Genomic DNA, 20,333 nt, shown 5'->3' with positions numbered 1-20,333 from the left:
TTAGGACAAGAGTTACAGAACCGCTGCCCAGCGTCTTTCCAATTGCTTCAAGGCACTTTGTAAATGATCACGTACCACACTTTCGTCTTCCGAAAATGGTAGAGTCAGTGCCACAAACAGATTAGACTCGCTATCATGCCAAACTTCACATAAAATTCGTGTTCTTCCTTCAACATTGACATTACCCAGATCCACCGTTTGTAGGAGTTGATGCTCACTTCTCAGCTCACCAAGGAAATTAAATACAATTGGCATTCTATCCAAAGCCTGCTCCAAGTATCCTCCAGATAAAGGATAATCGTTCTGTACATCCGGGTTATACATTAAGTTGGCAAAGCTGATATTATGTTCAGCTGCCCATTGAACACTTTGGCGAACTTGCTGTTCTAGAGATACAGGGGTCTGATCTAAATTAGTTAGTATCGGGATATGATCCACGAATTCACCGATGACATCATAGTAACGCTTCTCTCCAAAGCTTCGACCATACTGCGTTACCCAAATGGGAACCTGACTAAGCTCGAAATACATTTTACAAAAAGCAGTAAATGTAAAGAATGCTATCTCCCAATTACTTGTGTTGTCCAAGTGAACTGCTCTCTCGGAAGATTTCAAATCCCAAATCACAGTTGTATGTCCTTTAAGTACTGCTTTTTGATCCACAAAATCGGTTATATGACCAATTGCACGATCAAATTTATCTAGATTATAGGTAGTAACTAGTTCCAAATCATCAACACCCTGAGGTCCTTCCATAATATGAGCTGTAAAATCGGAGTAACGATTTTTGCTCCCTTTAGGCGTCTCCTTTCCAGCTCGTACACATTCATAATAAGTGTTAAAATGGTGCTTAATAATCTCACTACTCATAAAGTCAAAGATAGAATGCGAAAAAGGCAATATAAGCATGTAGTCTTTCAGATTCTTTTTCACAAGCAATATCCGATATAAGAGTGAATTACTCAATTCATGCTTCTTGTAAAAATAAGGCCAGATGATGTTATTTAGAATCTCTTGCTGTGTATCTTCATCATAAATAGAGATATCAACCAGAGGTACATGAAGATGGTCCGGTGCTTCTCTTACCTGCCACTGCAATTCTCCATTTTCTTCACACAGCGTGCTTCTCATCAAATCTTGTTCTCGAATAATCTGCAAAATTGCTTCTTCCACATATTCTATATTCATATGTTTTTCTAACGGAATAATCGTGCCAGAAATATCACTATTTTGGAGATGGTAGCGTTGTGTTGGAGAAACAGGCAATCTCTCTATCACTACTGGGCTTAGAATAGCTTTGGAGAAAACGTCCAAATCACTGTCAATTCTTCCTGTCCATATGCTCTTAATGTCTTCAAGATTGACTTTCTCAAGATTCAGGGTTTCTTCTCCATGCCAAGTAATGTAGTGAGGCTGGATTGATTCAACGCAATTCATATCCAACAGTTCCATAATCTCTTTTTCAAAAGAAATGGCTCCCTCTTCTAAATGCAGAACGATATAAGATTTTCCATTTAATTGTTCTTGTTGTAACCATCCCTTAACTTTCAGCTTTTGATGTAGCAACGCCATAATTTGATCAAATTGTTGTGCAAGTGCAGAATGGTTACCGTCCATTCCTTCCACATGTTGTGCCAACTCTCTGACTGTAGGGTATTGATAGATACTGCTCAATCGTAATTCACTACTCAAAATTCCCTGTAGCCTGGATGCAAGCTGAATAGCCGTTAAAGAATGTCCTCCTAGTTCAAAGAAATTGTCGTCAATACCCACATTTTCAATACCAAGTACATTCATCCAGATCTCAACTAATTCCTTTTCCAACTCACTGCTTGGCTCTACATATTCCGTACCGATACCAAACTCCAGCTCGATCTCAAATAACATACGACGATTAATCTTACCACTTGAAGTGAGCGGCATCTGATCCAAGAATACAAAATAAGCCGGAATCATATACTCTGGAACTGAGACAGATAGATTTTGTCGCAACATTGCAGTTGTCACATGAGGTTCGACAACAAGATATGCACCTAAACTAGGCGTCCCAGTTCGGTTATCAGTACGGGCAAGTACTGCCGCTGCCCGAACTCCATCATGCGCAAGCAAAGCTGCCTCAATTTCACCCAGTTCGATCCGATACCCCCGGATTTTCACTTGATGATCTATTCGCCCCATATATTCGATATTTCCATCCGGTAACCATCTAGCCAGATCTCCTGTTCGGTACATCCGTCCTCCCGGCTCGTATGGGTCTTCTACGAACTTCTCTTCCGTTAATTCCTCCCGGTTCACATATCCTCGCGCTACACAGTCGCCTCCAATATGCAGTTCCCCAGGTATCCCTATCGGCTGCAAACGGTCCTTCTTGTCCAAAACGTACAATTTTACGTTATCAATCGGCTTCCCGATCGGAATGCTCTCCGGTTCATGCTCTGCAGGACAGTCGTAATACGCCACCTCCACTGTCGCTTCCGTCGGTCCATACAGGTTGTGCAGCGTGGCACGACCGCCACCAATCAGGCGATTAAACCGTCGCACATGCTCTGTCATCAGAGCTTCCCCGCTGGCAAATACACGACGTACACTGTGCATTTTCCCCGCAGCTCCGCTGTGTTCCATATATTCTAGAAACGCTCCCAGCATCGACGGCACAAAATGCAACGCCGTTACCCGATTGGACTCAACCGTTTTAGCTATCATTGCCGGGTCTTTCTCTCCTCCCGGCTCCAAAAAGCATACCGTCGCTCCCTGTATCGCCCACGAGAATAACTCCCACAACGATACATCAAAGGTGTACGGTGTCTTTTGCAGGATCACATCTTCCGCTCCAAACGGAATCCGCTTTTGCATCCAGTGCAAACGATTGATCAGCGAGGCATGCTCAATCATGACCCCTTTGGGCTTACCTGTAGAGCCCGAGGTGTAAATCACATACACCAAATCCTTCGAGCGATTGATCGATTCTGGATTCTTCTCTCTTCCTGTGTGCTCCTTTTCCGGTATCAGCAAATCTTCGATAGCGATCAGTTCCCGGGTTGTTCTATGAGAGCGAAGCTGCTCCGTTAACTCCTGCTGGGTCAATAGAATGGACGCTCCACTGTCCTCCAGCATGAATGCCAGTCGTTCTTCAGGGTCCTCTGGATTCAGTGGCAGATAGGCTCCACCTGCTTTCAAAATCCCTAATAATCCGATAATCATCTCCAACGAGCGGTGAACCGCGATCCCCACCACATGATCAGGTCCTACCCCTTTTTCCCGTAGCACATGAGCCAACCGATTCGCTTGGGCATTCAGCTCCTGATACGTCAATTGCCGTCCTTTATAAAGGGCTGCCGGATGTTCCGGTGTTCGCTCCACCTGCTCCTCAAACAATTGATGAATTGTCTTCTCTCGCGGATATATCGCCGTCGTATTGTTAAATTCATTCAAAATCACTTCTTTTTCTTGTAAAGAAGTTACTTCAATCGAAGATATAATAATTTCTGGATTATCCACGATTTGTCTGACCACGTCATAAAGATGATTTTGTATACGTTTAACAAATTCTCTACTTAAAGTATCAGCGTTGTACAGAAATTTAATGTTCAGTTCTTCTTTCAGGGAAACAATAAGATTAAAATCATAGTTTGTCTGTTCATAAAAGGCCATATCTCGAATATGAATTCTCAGATTTTGCTTCTGCAACGCTTGTTCTTCACCATACTCGGGATAATTTTCAAAAACAATAATATGATCTAATAGGCTTTGCTTCAGTGTGGATACGGATTGAATGTCCGCTAACGATGTGTACTCGTACTTAACGGATTCAATTGAGCTTTGTTGAGTTCTCTTTGCCATTTCAATAAAACTTTCATCCTCTTCGCCATAAATTCGCACGGGAATAGTATTGATAAAAATGCCTACCATACTCTCTATGTCTGGGATTACTGGCGGTCGTCCTGAAACTACTGCTCCAAATACTACATCGTTTGTATTGTTATATCTTTGAAGCAATGCCCCCCATATGGATTGGAACAACGTGTTGACCGTAATCCGATTTTGAGACGCAATCTCTGTTAATCGTCGTGTTAATATATGGTCTAACGAAAATTCCAGCTGACTCGTCCGATAACCACCTTCTTTGGCCTGCAATTTGAACGTCTTTGGTACAACTGCACATTGCGTATATCCATCCAAAGCCTGTTTCCAATATTGCATGGACTCCTCTTTGTCCTGCTTTTCCAGCCAACGAATATAAGTTGAATAAGCTGGGGCTGTTTCAGACTTAAGCGGTCTACCATTTTTCAATTCTAGATACATGCTTATAAAATCGTGGTAGACAATCCCTACGCACCAACCATCCATAATCATATGATGGAAGGTCCATATCATAAGGAACTTATCAGGAGTTGTTTTCAATACATTTATGCGGATTAGCGCTTCATTGGATAAATCAAATCCACGCAGAAGATCTTGTTTTTTGTAATCCTCCATATAAGCAATAATTTCTTGCTCATTCATCCCGGTAAGGTCATAAAACTGAAATTCCGCCTGTTGATGATTACGTACTACTTGCCGAGGTTCACGTATACCGGTAAACACAAAATTCGTACGCAATACTTCATACTTTGCTAACAATTCTTGAAAACTCTGTTCCAGAAGTTCCTGCTGTAGTTCTCCTTCAATTTCAATCGCGACTTGTTCTACATAAGCCGTAGTTTTCGGTTCCATCATGTAATGGAACAGCATTCCCTGCTGCATAGGTGTTAACGGATAAATATGCTTTATCTGTTCAGTCCCACCGAACTGTCCTAGAATCTGATCTAACTCAGGAATAGAGAGAGTATGGTCTTGGTAATCAGATGGTGTGAGAATCTTCTGTGAAATGCTTGTACAGTGATTAATTATTTTTTTTAAATGCTCAATATACATAAAGGATAATTGTTCAATAGCATGGTCTTCATGTGAGCCACGAATATATCCAAACTCAAGTAAGAGTTGATCTTGGGAAACAATACTGTTAATGTCCAGTGTAAAATGACTTTCCGCCCCTTCACCAACAGAACGTCCCGGAGATAGCGGTGACGATTCAAAGCTTCCCTCATGAGTACCGTCCATAAATTGTCCCAGATAATTAAAACTGATTTGCGGTTGTATGTTAAAATCTAAATCCTGAATATGTTCCGCATGGGTCAAGTACTTCAAAATTCCGTATCCGATCCCTCGATTAGGGATATGCCGAATCATTTCCTTAGTTCGCCGAATAACAGATGAAATATCTTCACTATCCCTCATATCCAGTACAACAGGGAACATCGAGGTAAACCACCCTATGGTTCGAGTAATATCAATCTCCTCCATAATCTCTTCCCTGCCATGTCCTTCAAGATTAATAGCGAAAATATTACTACCCACCCATTGTTTAATGGCTAATCCTAGTGCTGATAACAATAGGTCATTAATTTCGGTATTATAGACCTGATGAGCAGTTCCTAGCAGTAACTGTGTATCTTGCTTGTCCAAACGGATAGCTACACTAGTTCTTTCTTTTTTCACTAATCCCTCATCGGTGACTGTTCTCTTCTGAGGAAATGGAGAATCACATTGAACATCTTCAATTTGCTGCCAATATGCCTTCTCCTTTAGTAAAGCCCGACTGTTCGAATACTCTGCGAGGCGGTCAGACCAATACTGAAAAGAGTCTGTTTTATCCGGCAAAGCGATAGCCTCACCTTGTAACGCCTGGTTATATGCACTCTCCAAATCTTCCAATAAGATTCGCCAGGAGACCCCATCAATAACTAAATGGTGAATAGCAATCAGCAAATGCTGACCTCGGTCTGTTTGAAACAAGCCAACCCTGATGATCTCACCTGCTCTTAAGTCCATGGTAGCCTGTAGTCGGCTAGCCTCTTCCACAATCTTGCTTTCAGCATCGTTATTCCCTAATAGATCAAAAATATTTAAATGAATAGACTTTAACTGCATTTCCGTATGGAATTGGCTAACAGAACCCTGACCCATCTCATACGCCATTCGTAGGGCATCATGATGAATAATAATATTCTCCAAAGCAGTTTTTAGTGCTTCTTCATCAAATACTCCACTAGTAAACAACATAACAGCTTGGTTAAAATGGTTTCGATCATCCTGTACATTTTCGAAGAACCATCTTTGGATTGGAGTTAGCTGTACCTCACCTGTTACCGCCTTCTGGTCAATGATTCTGGAACGACGTTGGACATACGGAGCTACTTGCTGAACAGTAGGGTGCTGAAATATGTCCTTCATATCCAGCTTTAATCCCTCTTGACTCAACCTTGCGATAACTTGAATGGCCTTAATGGAGTCTCCTCCAAGATCAAAAAAGCTGTGATTAACTCCAATTCCCTCTTGTCCCAACACGTCTTCCCAAATTTTTATTAATTTCTCTTCCGTAGGGCTTGAGGGTGGTTCATACAGCGTGCCCAAGTCCAAGTTAATATGAGGTTCTGGCAATTTCTTCTGATCCACTTTGCCATTAGCATTCAGTGGCAAACTGTCTAGCAGCATTAAACTGGACGGCAACATGTAATCTGGTAAATACTTCGCCAAGTAACGACGAATACCTGAGATATCTAATTCTCCATCAGTCACAATATATGCAAAAATACGGTCTTGGCCGGTTTGATCCGGCTTAGCAATAACTATCGCCTCTTTAATACGTTCGTGAGATAGTAGCTTGTTTTCAATTTCTCCAAGCTCTATACGGAACCCCCTAATTTTAACCAGATGATCTTGACGGCCTACAAATTCAATATTTCCATCCGGAAGCCATTTTGCAATATCACCTGTTTTGTACATTTTCTCGCCTGGATTAAATGGATTGTCTACAAACTTTTCTGCTGTAAAATCAGGAAGGTTCAAATAACCTCGGGATAGGGCATCCCCTGCTATACAAAGCTCTCCCGGTATACCAATAGGCTGCAATTTAAGATTTTCATCCAAAATATACACAGTAGTTCCTGTAACCGGTGCTCCAATCGGAATTGTACCTTTACTTATATGAATCTGATCTACACCATAACAGGTAGCAAAGACAGTGCTTTCGGTAGGACCGTACATGTGCAGCATTTTATTGGGCCCGATATGTTCAAACAACTTACTCACATGCGAAAGCGAAACCCGCTCTCCTCCAAAAAGTACTTTGCGAATTGTAGTAAAACATTCAATATTTGTTTCTATCAACGTGTTAAACAAGGCGGTAGTAACAAAAAATACCGAGACATTTTCATATCGAATTAAGGAAGACAGTTTTTCTGGATTCAGCATATTTTCTTTACGTAAGAGAACCAGCTTTGAACCATTGACCAGAGCACCGAATATATCAAAGACCGATCCGTCAAAGGCATAGTTAGATAGCTGCAAGAGAATATCCTGATCAGTAAGATCGATATAATTGGAATTTTTAATCAATCTTCCCACGTTATAATGCATGGTCAGATTTCCTTTTGGTTTACCTGTTGAGCCCGAAGTGTATAGCACATATGCCAAATCATCCGGTTCATTCACATAAGGTAAATTACTAGAATCTGAATCCTTAACGATAGTATCGAGCTGGTCCAAATCAAGGACTTCCCCTGTAAACCAATCTGCTTCTGCATCTTTCATAAGAGTTGATTCAGTCAGAACACGATTGGAAGCCAGTAATAGGGTTACCTTGCAATCGTATAGCATCAGACTAATTCGCTCCGCCGGATAATCTGGTGCCAGAGGGACATATGCACCCCCAGCCTTTAAAATCCCTAGGATTCCGGCTATCATTTCGAAAGATCGCTCTACCATAATGCCTACAAGCGTATTGGCTTGTACTCCTTTTTCTCTAAGCACTCTAGCAAGCTGATTCGCTTTTTCGTTTAACTCGCTGTAAGTCCATTGTTGTTCCTCAAACGATACCGCAATTCGATCGGGCGTCTTCGCTACCTGCTCTTCAAAGAGCTGATGCAGCAATTTTCGATCCTCTTTCTCGTTATAAGCAGGTACCGTATTAAATTTCCTTAACAGGATTTCTTCTTCAGATGTAGTAACCATGTTAACATCACTAATCCGGAGATCCGCTGAATCCACAATTGTCTGCACGATCTGCAAATAATGCCTTGACATTCTCTCAATACTTTCTTTGTGAAACAGCTTATTACAATAATCAATTCGAAAAGAGAGTCCCTCTTGATTCGCTTCTGCTGTTAATGTTAAATCTACTTTGGCTATGCCAATTTCAACAGAATACGGCGATATGGATATCCCGTCAGCTTGCAGGTTTACCGAATCGGTATTTTCTAGAGAGAACATCGTATCAAACAGAGGATTTCGGCTTAGATCCCTGTGCAGTTCGAGCTTATCTACAAGATCTTCTATTGGGTAATCCTGATGTTCGAATGCTTCCAGGCTGTTTCTTTGCACCTCCAGTAGAAATTGCTTAAGCGTTTTGTCAGCAGCTGGGCGGTTACGCAACACAAGTGTATTAACGAACATCCCCATAATATTTTCTAAATCCGTATGATTACGACCTGCTATTGGAGACCCTATCACGACATCTTCCTGGCCTGAATATTTATGCAGCAATACGTTGTAAGCCGATAGCAGTACCATAAATAAAGTGGTCCGATTCTCTGCAACAAATTGTTGTAGATTTTCACTGAGTGTCTTGTCAGCTTGAAAAGAATACCGATCACCTTCAAAGCTTTGAACTTGAGGTCTCGTGAAGTCAGTTGGTAGATTTAGTACAGGAAGTTCATCCGAAAACAAGTCTAGCCAGTACTGTTCCTGCTTTATCAAGTGTCCCTCTTTGATCCACTCACTGTTCCAAACGGCGTAGTCTTTATATTGAATACGCAATGGTGACAGCGAGCTCCCGTGATACAATTTTGTGAAATCGTTAGCCAAAATGCTCATGGAAACGCCATCTGCAACAATATGGTGCATATCTACCATTAAGATGTGTCTATTGTCCGAAATACGCACCAGCTTCGCCCGCAACAAAGGAGCCAGACCTAAGTTAAACGGTCTTACGAACGTCTTGAATATCGCTTGAATCTGTTTGTCCTGTGCTTCTTTCCCGTCTTCATCAGCCTGTTGGAAACTCAGTTGAAATGGAACCTCACTATGGATTTTTTGTACTGGCTCCTGTGTGCTCCACTCAAATGATGTCCGCAATGCCTCATGTCTACGTACTAGATCCCTGAACACTCGCTCCAGCCGCTTAATGTCCAGATTTCCTTCCATCAGTAAGGCAAAGGGCATATTGTACGCTGTTTCTGCTCCTTCAAACTGTTGTAAAATCATTTGTCTCTTTTGAACGGATGTCACCGGATACGAATCACGTAGCTCAGTAGGAGCAATATCCACCATCTTCCCGGCTGCAACCTCTGGTCCGCAGATCAAAACACTCATTTCTTCGATTGTCGGATGTGCAAAAATATCACGGAGCGGAATTTCAACTTGTAACAGCTTATTGATTCGAGACATGAGTCGAGTCGCCGTTAGTGAATGTCCACCCAGTTCAAAAAAGTTGTCATGTATACCGATGGAGGATATGTCTAACATCTTCTCCCAAACCTCCGCCAGTTTTCTTTCCGTTTCGTTCCTTGGTGCAACATATCTAGTGGTTCGCATCCTATGATCCGGTTCGGGTAGCGCTTTACGATTAACCTTACCACTGGACAGCTGCGGCATAACATCTAGTCGAACGAAATGACTCGGCACCATGTAATCCGGTATTAATGCCTTCAAGTGAGTCCTTAAAATAGATGTGTTCAAACCCTCTCCGCTTTCGAAATATGCACATAAATATTTGCCGCCATTCCGGTCATCAAGGGCCAGTACCGTCGCTGCCCTGACACCTTCGTACGCGAGCAAGGCCGCTTCAATCTCACCCAGTTCGATCCGGTAGCCCCTAATTTTCACTTGATGGTCGATCCGTCCCATATATTCAATGTTTCCATCCGGCAGCCATCTTGCCAAGTCTCCTGTCCGGTACATCCGTCCACCCGCCGCATATGGGTCTTCTACGAACTTCTCCTCCGTCAGTTCTTTTCGATTCACATATCCCCGGGCTACGCAGTCCCCTCCAATATGCAGTTCGCCCGGTACACCTATCGGCTGCAATCGATCTTTACTGTCCAAAATGTACAATTTCACGTTATCAATCGGCTTCCCGATTGGAATGCTCTCTGGCTCCTGCTCGGCAGGACAGTCGTAATACGCTACCTCTACCGTCGCTTCTGTCGGTCCATACAGATTGTGCAGCGTGGCTCCTCCGGCTCCCAGCAAACGGTTAAACCGCCGGACGTGCTCTGTCATCAGCGCTTCCCCGCTGGCAAACACTCGCCGTACACTGCGCATTTTCCCGGCGGTTCCACTGTGCTCGATATACTCCAGGAACGCTCCCAGCATGGATGGCACAAAATGTATCGCCGTTACCCCGTTGGCCTCCACCGTTTCGGCTATCGTTGCCGGATCTTTTTCTCCTCCCGGCTCCAAAAAGCATACCGTTGCTCCCTGAATCGCCCACGAGAACAGCTCCCACAACGATACGTCAAAGGTATACGGCGTTTTTTGCAGAATGACATCCTTCGCTCCAAACGGAATTCGTTGTTCCATCCAGTGCAGACGGTTGATCAACGAAGCGTGCTCAATCATGACCCCCTTCGGCTTGCCTGTGGAGCCTGAGGTATAAATCACGTACACCAAATCGGTCGAGCGGTTAATAGCTTCTGGGTTCTTCTCGCATTCTTCTCCTGTAAGTTCCATCCCCTCCATCAGCAGATCCTCGATAGCGATCAACTCGCGATCTGCTCCGTGCGGACGAAGGCGGTCCATCTGATCCCGTTGGGTCAGCAGAATGGATGCCCCGCTATCCTCCAGCATGAATCCCAAACGTTCTTTTGGGTCCTCTGGATGTAGCGGCAGATACGCCCCGCCTGCTTTCAAAATCCCCAGCAGGCCAACGATCATCTCCAGCGATCGATGAACTGCGATGCCAACCATCTGATCGGGCCCTATCCCTTTCTTCCGCAGGACATGAGCCACCCGATTCGCTTGTGCATTCAGCTCCCGGTACGTCAATTGCTGATCTTTGTAAAGGGCTGCCGGATGCTCCGGTGTTCGCTCCACCTGCTCCTCAAACAATTGATGGATCGTCTTCTCCCTCGGATAAGGTGCGGCCGTCCCGTTGAATTCCTTCAAAATCACTTCTTTTTCTTCTGGCAGAATAATATCTATTTCGTTCAAAACTACACCAGCAGACGAAACTACGGTGCGGGCGATTTCTTCAACATGCCGACCTAATCGATCTATATATTCTGGTTCGTATAATAGACCGTTATAGCTGAATTTCATCCGTAGTTTCTCACCGGGCACAACGTTAAGGTTGAAGGAATAATTAGTCTGTTCAAAACCATCCATCTCCGAGACTGCTAAACTGTTTTCGTCCTCATGATCGTCGGCTTCCTCCATACCCGGAAAGTTTTCAAAAGCCAAAATATGATGTATCAGATTGCTCTTCAACAAACTCCCCGACTGAATATCAGCAAGGGGCACATAATGATGCTGCCCCGCCTCCATAACCGAATGTTGTACATGCTGGACAAAATCCGAAAACGCAAGATGATCCTCTTCACTCCAAATACGCACTGGAATAGTATTGATAAATAGGCCTACCATATTTTCTGCTCCGGGAATTTCTGATGGACGACCAGAAACGACAGAGCCAAATACTACATCGCGGGTGTTGTTGTATTTCATCAACAGCAGGCCCCAGATGGAGTGAAACAATGTACTCAAAGTAACCTTGAGCTCTTTTGCCAGAGATTCCAGCTGACCTGTTAATTGTGGATCGAAGCTAAAGATTTGCTGCTGTGGATCGTAGCCATTGGGGCTCCCTTTGCCCCCCGTAGGCAAGATGCTCTGCTGTTCAAAACCATCCAAATATCGCTCCCAAAACGTAAGCGCCGTATCCGTATCCTGCTTGTCCAACCATTTGAGGTATTTATCATAAGAAGGAGCTTCCCCTAACTGAACCGGCTCATTCTTTTGCAATGATGCATAGATTTGAAACCATTCCTTCAAAACGATTTCTAAGCACCATCCATCCATAATGATGTGATGGAAGCTAACGATCAGCTTGTATACATTAGACGCACATTGCAATATGGAAACCCGGAATAACTCATCCCGGGTGATATCAAATCCGTTGGCCTTATCACGTTGAACAAACTGTTCTATATAGGCCGTCTGGTCAGATTGCTCTAGTGAAGAAATGTCTTCAAAGTGAATTACTGGCTGCTTCTGTCGGAATACGATCAATTTAGGCTCTTCAATATTGACGTGAAAAACATTGCTGCGCAATATCTCATGGCGCTCAAATAGAACAGAAAGACTTCGGTCCAGAAGCTCTACCTCGAGTAAGCCGTTCAGAGTAAGACTCACTTGTTCAAAATAGGCGTACGAAGTTTGATCTAGCAAGCTATGGAACAAGATTCCTTGTTGCATTGGGGTTAATCGGAAAATACTTTGAATTTGCAGATCTTTACTCATAATCCACCGCCTAGGAAGATGTATTATTTTTATAGTAGGCCATAATCTCATCCAAATCGCCAATTGAAAGATTCTCATCGCTCACATCTGCAGGAGTCCATTCCTTCTCCTTCTTTTCGGAGCAATGCTCAATAATTTCTAGCAAACGACTTTGCAAGAAATTGCCTAATTTTTGAATACTCGATTCAGCATATTCACGACTGCTATACTCTATCCCGAGGGTTAATACCCCCAGTTCGATACTGCCATTAATATCAAGTACAAATGGTGTCTCGGTCTCCTCACTTACTGTCCGGCCTGGAGAATACTTTGATTCGACAAATAAGGGCGCAACAGAGCCTGAATCAATTTGGCCGTGATAATTAAACCTGATTTCAGGAGCATAATGTCCCTGATTAGTACTTTTTAAATCGTGTAAAGTCATATATTCTAAAATTCCGTAGTCAATGCCCTTATTAGGAACACGTCGTAACGCTTCCTTGGTCAGCTTAATTTGATAAGATAAATCGGCATTATGCTTCATATCCAGATGAATAGGATACATAGTAGTAAACCAACCGACCGTTCTGGTTATATCTATATCATCAAAAATCTGTTCCCGTCCGTGTCCTTCCAGCAAAATGATAAATTCGTCATCATCGGTCCAGTCTCTCAACGCCAGTCCAAAGGATGTCAACAGTAGATCATTTACATTCGTACCGTAAGCCTTGTGAACATCCTTCTGCAGACGATCTGTTTGTTGCTTGGAAAGCCTTACGTTACATATTTTCAGGTCTTTCCCTCTTCTGTCAGTGGCCGGATAGTCTTTGTGAAGTGGTTTACTGGCATGACTGATCACATTCTCCCAATAACGCTTGTAACGAGCGGGACGCCTACCCTTCGCATCATCACCAAGGCGATGGGTCCAATCCTTCCATGAATGGGTCTTTGCCTGGAAGAGGATTTCTTCATTTTTAAGCGCCTGCAAATATCCTTGTTCCAAATCTTCCAATAGAATTCTCCAGGAAACTCCATCTACCACCAAATGATGAATCGCGAGTAGCAAATGATCACCTTGAGCGGTGTGAAACAACCCCACTTGCACAAGTGGACCCTCCTCCAAATTCATGCGCCGCTGAATCGCTTCACTGAGGGTTTGGATTGCTTCTTCAATGGATGACTCATGGCTTACATCCAGAATGGTAAGAGCATATGCCTTTAGATTCGTACCATGAATGATGGGAACAATTCTGTTCTGATTCGCTGTATATGTCATTCGTAAGGCATCATGATGCTCTGTCAGCTTACACAACACCTGATCCACCAATTCTTCCTTCCATCCATTTTGGCTATACAACATAACGGCCTGGTTCCAATAGTTTGATTCAGTGAACTTTTGCTCGAAAAACCATCTTTGGATGGGGGATAGTTCAGCCTCTCCTTCGATAATCCCTTGTTCGGCTTGAACACTGACAGCTCTCAGATCTGGAATCAGGCTACCTATCGTTTGATGACGGAAAAGGTCCTTAATTTCCATACGATATCCATGTTTACTAAGACGTGTGGAAATTTGAATAGCTTTAATCGAATCCCCGCCCAATTCAAAAAAATTATGATTTGTTCCGATAGGGGCATAGCCAAGAACTTCTTGCCAAATCTCTGCCATCAACGTTTCAACCTTATTGGAAGGAGAAACATACTCCACCTCAATCGACAGACTGTTATCAGGCTCAGGTAATGCTTTTCTGTCGATCTTACCACTCGATAAATAAGGCATAGCTTCAATAGATACTATATAAGCAGGTACCATGTACTCGGGTAGGACATCTTTAATACGAGCCTTTAATGCATGTACGTTGAATTCCTTGGCATGTTCAACATAGGCGCATAAGAAGCTTCCCCCAGAACGGTCATCACGAGCAAGTACTACTGCCGTCTGAACTCCTTCGTAAGCCAATATTGCCGCTTCAATCTCACCCAGCTCGATCCGGTAGCCCCGAATTTTCACTTGATGGTCGATCCGTCCCATATATTCAATGTTTCCATCCGGCAGCCATCTTGCCAAGTCTCCTGTCCGGTACATCCGTCCACCCGCCGCATATGGGTCTTCTACGAACTTCTCCTCCGTCAGTTCTTTTCGATTCACATATCCCCGGGCTACGCAGTCCCCTCCAATATGCAGTTCGCCCGGTACACCTATCGGCTGCAATCGATCTTTACTGTCCAAAATGTACAATTTCACGTTATCAATCGGCTTCCCGATTGGAATGCTCTCTGGCTCCTGCTCGGCAGGACAGTCGTAATACGCTACCTCTACCGTCGCTTCTGTCGGTCCATACAGATTGTGCAGCGTGGCTCCTCCGGCTCCCAGCAAACGGTTAAACCGCCGGACGTGCTCTGTCATCAGCGCTTCCCCGCTGGCAAACACTCGCCGTACACTGCGCATTTTCCCGGCGGTTCCACTGTGCTCGATATACTCCAGGAACGCTCCCAGCATGGATGGCACAAAATGTATCGCCGTTACCCCGTTGGCCTCCACCGTTTCGGCTATCGTTGCCGGATCTTTTTCTCCTCCCGGCTCCAAAAAGCATACCGTTGCTCCCTGAATCGCCCACGAGAACAGCTCCCACAACGATACGTCAAAGGTATACGGCGTTTTTTGCAGAATGACATCCTTCGCTCCAAACGGAATTCGTTGTTCCATCCAGTGCAGACGGTTGATCAACGAAGCGTGCTCAATCATGACCCCCTTCGGCTTGCCTGTGGAGCCTGAGGTATAAATCACGTACACCAAATCGGTCGAGCGGTTAATAGCTTCTGGGTTCTTCTCGCATTCTTCTCCTGTAAGTTCCATCCCCTCCATCAGCAGATCCTCGATAGCGATCAACTCGCGATCTGCTCCGTGCGGACGAAGGCGGTCCATCTGATCCCGTTGGGTCAGCAGAATGGATGCCCCGCTATCCTCCAGCATGAATCCCAAACGTTCTTTTGGGTCCTCTGGATGTAGCGGCAGATACGCCCCGCCTGCTTTCAAAATCCCCAGCAGGCCAACGATCATCTCCAGCGATCGATGAACTGCGATGCCAACCATCTGATCGGGCCCTATCCCTTTCTTCCGCAGGACATGAGCCACCCGATTCGCTTGTGCATTCAGCTCCCGGTACGTCAATTGCTGATCTTTGTAAAGGGCTGCCGGATGCTCCGGTGTTCGCTCCACCTGCTCCTCAAACAATTGATGGATCGTCTTCTCCCTCGGATAAGGTGTGACCGTCCCGTTGAATCCCTTCAAAATTACTTCTTTTTCTACAGCTGTTAATAAATCTGTATCACCTATGGTTTGTGTGCTATTAGCTACAAAAGTTCTTAGCACTACCACCATATGATCCAAGAAACGTTCGACAGTATCCTTTCGGAACAAAGCATTGTTATACTCCAAATTTAAATGAAGGTAGCTACCTGCTTCTTCCGCACTCAAGGTTAAATCGAATCGGGAAACACCTGGATTGAACGGAAACGGTTTGAATTCCAGCCCACTAGATTGTAGCGGCTGTCCTTTTGTATTTTGCATGACAAACATGGTATCGAAGATCGGACTTCGGCTCACATCTCTTCGTAGCGCAAGCTTTTCGACCAATTGTTCAAAGGGATATTCTTGATGCTCAAATGCAGATAAAACTGCTTCCTTTACCTCGTCCAGAAAAGCTGAGAGACTCTTCTCCGGTGAAGGGCTTGTACGTAGTGCCAATGTATTGACAAACATGCCGACAATCTTGTCCGTGTCCGGATGTCTCCTACCAGCAACCGGCGTACCGATTACAATGTCTTCCTGCCGTGCATGTTTGGACAAAACAACGTTATATACAGCCAGTAAAATCATGAATAAAGTACTTTGAGTTTCAGCTGCGAGTTTGTGAAGTGGCTCTGTTATGTCATCGCCCAGGATTCGAGATACCGTGTTACCTTCATAGCTTTGAATAGAAGGTCTTGGAAAATCCGTTGGTAGCTCCAGTACAGGTGGCTCATGTTTAAAGAGATCCAGCCAGTAGGATTCCTGTTCTTTAATAAATCCCTGATTTACTTGCTCATTATTCCAGTTGGCATAATCTTTGTACTGAATGGATAGCGGAGGAAGCGCCTGTCCATCATATATTTTTACGAATTCATCCATAATAATGGACATAGAAACTCCATCCGAAATAATATGGTGTAAATCAACCAGCAACATGTGTTTGTTCTCTGCCAACGGAATCAGCTCGCCTCTTAATAAAGGGGCGCGGTTCAAGTCAAATGGTTGAACGAATTCACTCAGCAACGCTTCCATTTGTTGCTCCTCTGAACCCTCTCTACTTGTCAGACTATGAATTTTCAACTGAAATTCTACTTCGTCATGTACGCTTTGAACCGGCTCTCCGTTGATCCAGGAAAAAGAAGTGCGCAATGCTTCATGCCTGTGGATCAGAGTGCTGAAAGCCATTTTCAACTGCTCCTGATCCAGATGACCTTGAACGAGCATGACAGAAGGCATATTGTAAACCAGTTCCGCTCCTTCAAGTTGATGCAGTATCATCTGACGTCTTTGCGAGGAGGAAACAGGGTAATAGGTTTGGTCAGAGAGTAGAGCAATTTCAGAAAATGTACCTGCCCCTCTCCCGATTGTACGTTCAATGAGTTTGCCCATGCTTTCCACTGTCGGATACTCAAATATATCACGCATAGGTAACTCGACTTGGAATTCTCGAATAATTTTTCCAATCAGTATTGTAGCCTTCAGTGAATGTCCGCCCAGTTCAAAAAAATGGTCGTGCACACCTATTGGGTTCACATGCAGAATATCTTCCCACAAGCCTACTAGACGAGTTTCTGTATCTGTACGAGGCACTACAAACCCCTGTTCCCGAATAACACTATGCGGCTCAGGAAGAGCTCCTCGGTTCACTTTACCATTAGGCGTAAGAGGTATCGTAGCAATCTGTATCAGGTGAGCAGGGACCATATACAAGGGCAGAGACGCTTTTAAATAGGATCTTATATCCTGTGTCAAGAGTTCACGGTCAGACACAATATAAGCACATAAATACGTTTCGTCCTCTTGGTCTTTTCTAGATAGAACAACGGCTTCTCTGATGTCATGATGAGAGAGCAGGACCTTTTCGATTTCTCCAGTCTCAATACGATATCCACGGATTTTCACCTGGTGGTCTGTTCTTCCGAGATACTCCACATTGCCGTCGGGGAGCCACTTTGCCAAGTCCCCTGTCTTATACATGCGCTCTCCGAAAACGAATGGACTATCCGTGAATCTTTCGTCCGTTAGATCGGGTTGATTAATGTAGCCTAGGGCTACTCCTGTACCAGCAATATGAAGTTCCCCCGGAATACCAACAGGAAGCAGTCTCCCCTCCTGATCCAAAATGTACAACCGGGTATTGTCAATAGGCTTACCGATTGGAATACTCTGCAAATCATCTCCATCCGGGCAATCAAACCATGTTGCATCCACTGTTGCCTCCGTTGGTCCGTATAAATTATGCAGAGTTGTGCCATTCGGCTTTCGAAGCAGAGTATTAAACCGTTTGGCTTGCTTTACTGTTAATGCCTCCCCGCTAGCGAAAAGTCGTTTAATACTGCTGAGTTTCCCCTCTGCTTGGTGCTGCTCAACATACTCCAAAAAAACAGACAACATGGAAGGCACAAAATGAAGGGTTGTAATTTTCTGTTCTGCCACCGTGTCCACCAGTAGCTTGGGATCCTTCTCCCCATCAGGCGGAAGAAAGTAGACTGAAGCTCCGGCTATAGCCCACCAAAATAGTTCCCATACAGAAACATCAAAGGTGTAAGGCGTTTTCTGTAAAATGATATCGTCCACACCAATCGGATACTTTTTTTGCATCCAGTGAAGTCGATTCACTATAGAAGTGTGACGAATCATAACTCCTTTAGGCTTACCTGTAGAACCGGAAGTATAAATTACGTAAGCTAAATCCTCCGGTCCACTGTAAGGTTCAAGATTAGTTTTTTCAGTTGGCCAGTCTGCTCCGATCGCAAGCACGCTGATATTCGCTGAAATATCCTTCAATGTAGATTGGATTTCCTGTTGCACCAGCAGGATGGAAATGCCGCTGTTACCCGCTATATATTGAATTCGTTCCAGAGGATCCTCTGGATTGATTGGCAAGTAAGCTCCCCCTGCCTTAAGAATAGCCATGATCCCGACTAACATCTCCGGTGAGCGATAGGCTGCAATCCCAACAATCTGGCCGGTTTGCACCCCTTTCATCCTCAAAACGCGAGCCAAACGGTTAGCCCGTTCGTTCAATTCCAGATAAGTTAACCGTTCATCAGCGAATGCTGCTGCCAAACGATTCGGCGTCAGCGCCACCTGCTCTTCGAATAGCTGTTGAATCGTTTGACTTTGAGGATATAAGGCATCTGTATCATTAAAATCTCGCAGGATTCTGTGTTTTTCCTCGCCAGAAAGCAAATCAATATCATCCACATTCATGTGCGGATTAGAGGCTACCTGTTCAGCTATTTGTTTCAGATGCAGTTCAATTCTTTGAATATCTGAAGCATGATAGACTATACTGTTATATCCAAACTTAACTTTTAATTCTTTACCAGGAATGACTCCAATATTAAAATCATAATTCGTTTGCTCAAAACCCTCGGTTTCCACAATTGAAACAAGCTGTTCTCCTTCGCCTCCAGAAAGCTCTTCAGTAATCGGATAGTTCTCAAACGCTATGATATGGTGGATCAAGCTCTTACCCAATGGGGTTAGCATCTGGATATCAGCCAAGGATAGAAAATGATACTTCCCCGATTCCATCATGTTCTGCTGAAATTGCTTGATTATCTGGGAAAATGTTTGTGATTCATTATGAGAAATGCGTACAGGAATAGTATTAATAAATAAGCCAACCATCTTCTCCGATCCCTCTAGCTCAGCTGGACGACCGGAAACAACGGAGCCAAATACCACATCCTTGGTGTTATTGTATCTCTGAAGCAACAGGCCCCATATACCATGAAATACAGAGCTTAAGGTTACTTGATTTTGTTGCGCTATCATTTCCAAATTGAGTGTTAACTGCTCGTCCAAGGTGAAAATATGGTTTTTCAGCTTGTAGCTTCCATCCTCAGTAGATTTGCTACTAATAGGTAAGCCACTTTGCTCTTCCACACCTGATAATTCTTTTTCCCAATAAGCAAGAGCAGTCTTCTTATTTTGCTGCCCTAACCAACTAATATATCGACTATATGGAAATATTGCATCCAATTCTGGCTTTTTCTTGATAGAATAAGCCCTGTAAATTTGGAACAGATCCTTCGCAATTGTACCAATACACCAGCCATCCATAATGATGTGATGAAAGCTTAGAATCATTTTGCAGCTTGTATCACTTAATACAAGAACACTTATCCGAATCAGGGGATCCTTTTCCAGATCAAAACGCATTTTCCGATCATTAATCGTAAAATTATCAACGTATAAAAGTTGTTCTGCTTCATTTAATTCTGTAATGTCTCTATAATCAATAGTCGCCTCTTTATTAGCTAGCACGATTTGTAATGGTTGTTCTGTTTCTTTATAAACAAATACAGTCCGTAACACATCATAACGGTCAATTAAGGTTTGAAAGCTTTCTTTCAGTGTCTCTGCATTCAATCGTTCATTTAAGGTGATGACAGTTTGATCAAAATATGCTTCTGAATGCTCGTCTAAAATGGAGTGATACAGAAGCCCTTCCTGCATCGGTGTCAATGGATAAATATTTTGAATGAGTGCGTTTCTCATA

Annotated in this window: 2 protein-coding genes; both read right to left on the bottom strand. The window is 43.8% G+C overall.

From position 1 onward, the window contains the following. Positions 1–12 precede the first annotated feature (12 nt). Positions 13–12,555, bottom strand: a complete 12,543-nt coding sequence (locus NLX82_RS22565) for a non-ribosomal peptide synthetase (protein ID WP_254349099.1) — start codon at positions 12,553–12,555, stop codon at positions 13–15. A 10-nt stretch (positions 12,556–12,565) separates the two neighbouring features. After that, complete coding sequence (locus NLX82_RS22560; RefSeq protein WP_254349098.1) at positions 12,566–20,332, bottom strand: non-ribosomal peptide synthetase; 7,767 nt, start codon at positions 20,330–20,332, stop codon at positions 12,566–12,568. Position 20,333 lies beyond the last annotated feature (1 nt).

It is taken from the genome of Paenibacillus sp. A3M_27_13, from assembly GCF_024213315.1.
Classification (GTDB): domain Bacteria; phylum Bacillota; class Bacilli; order Paenibacillales; family Paenibacillaceae; genus Paenibacillus; species Paenibacillus polymyxa_B.
Note: the sequence above shows the minus strand (reverse complement) of the source record. Positions and strands in the feature narration are given on the sequence as shown.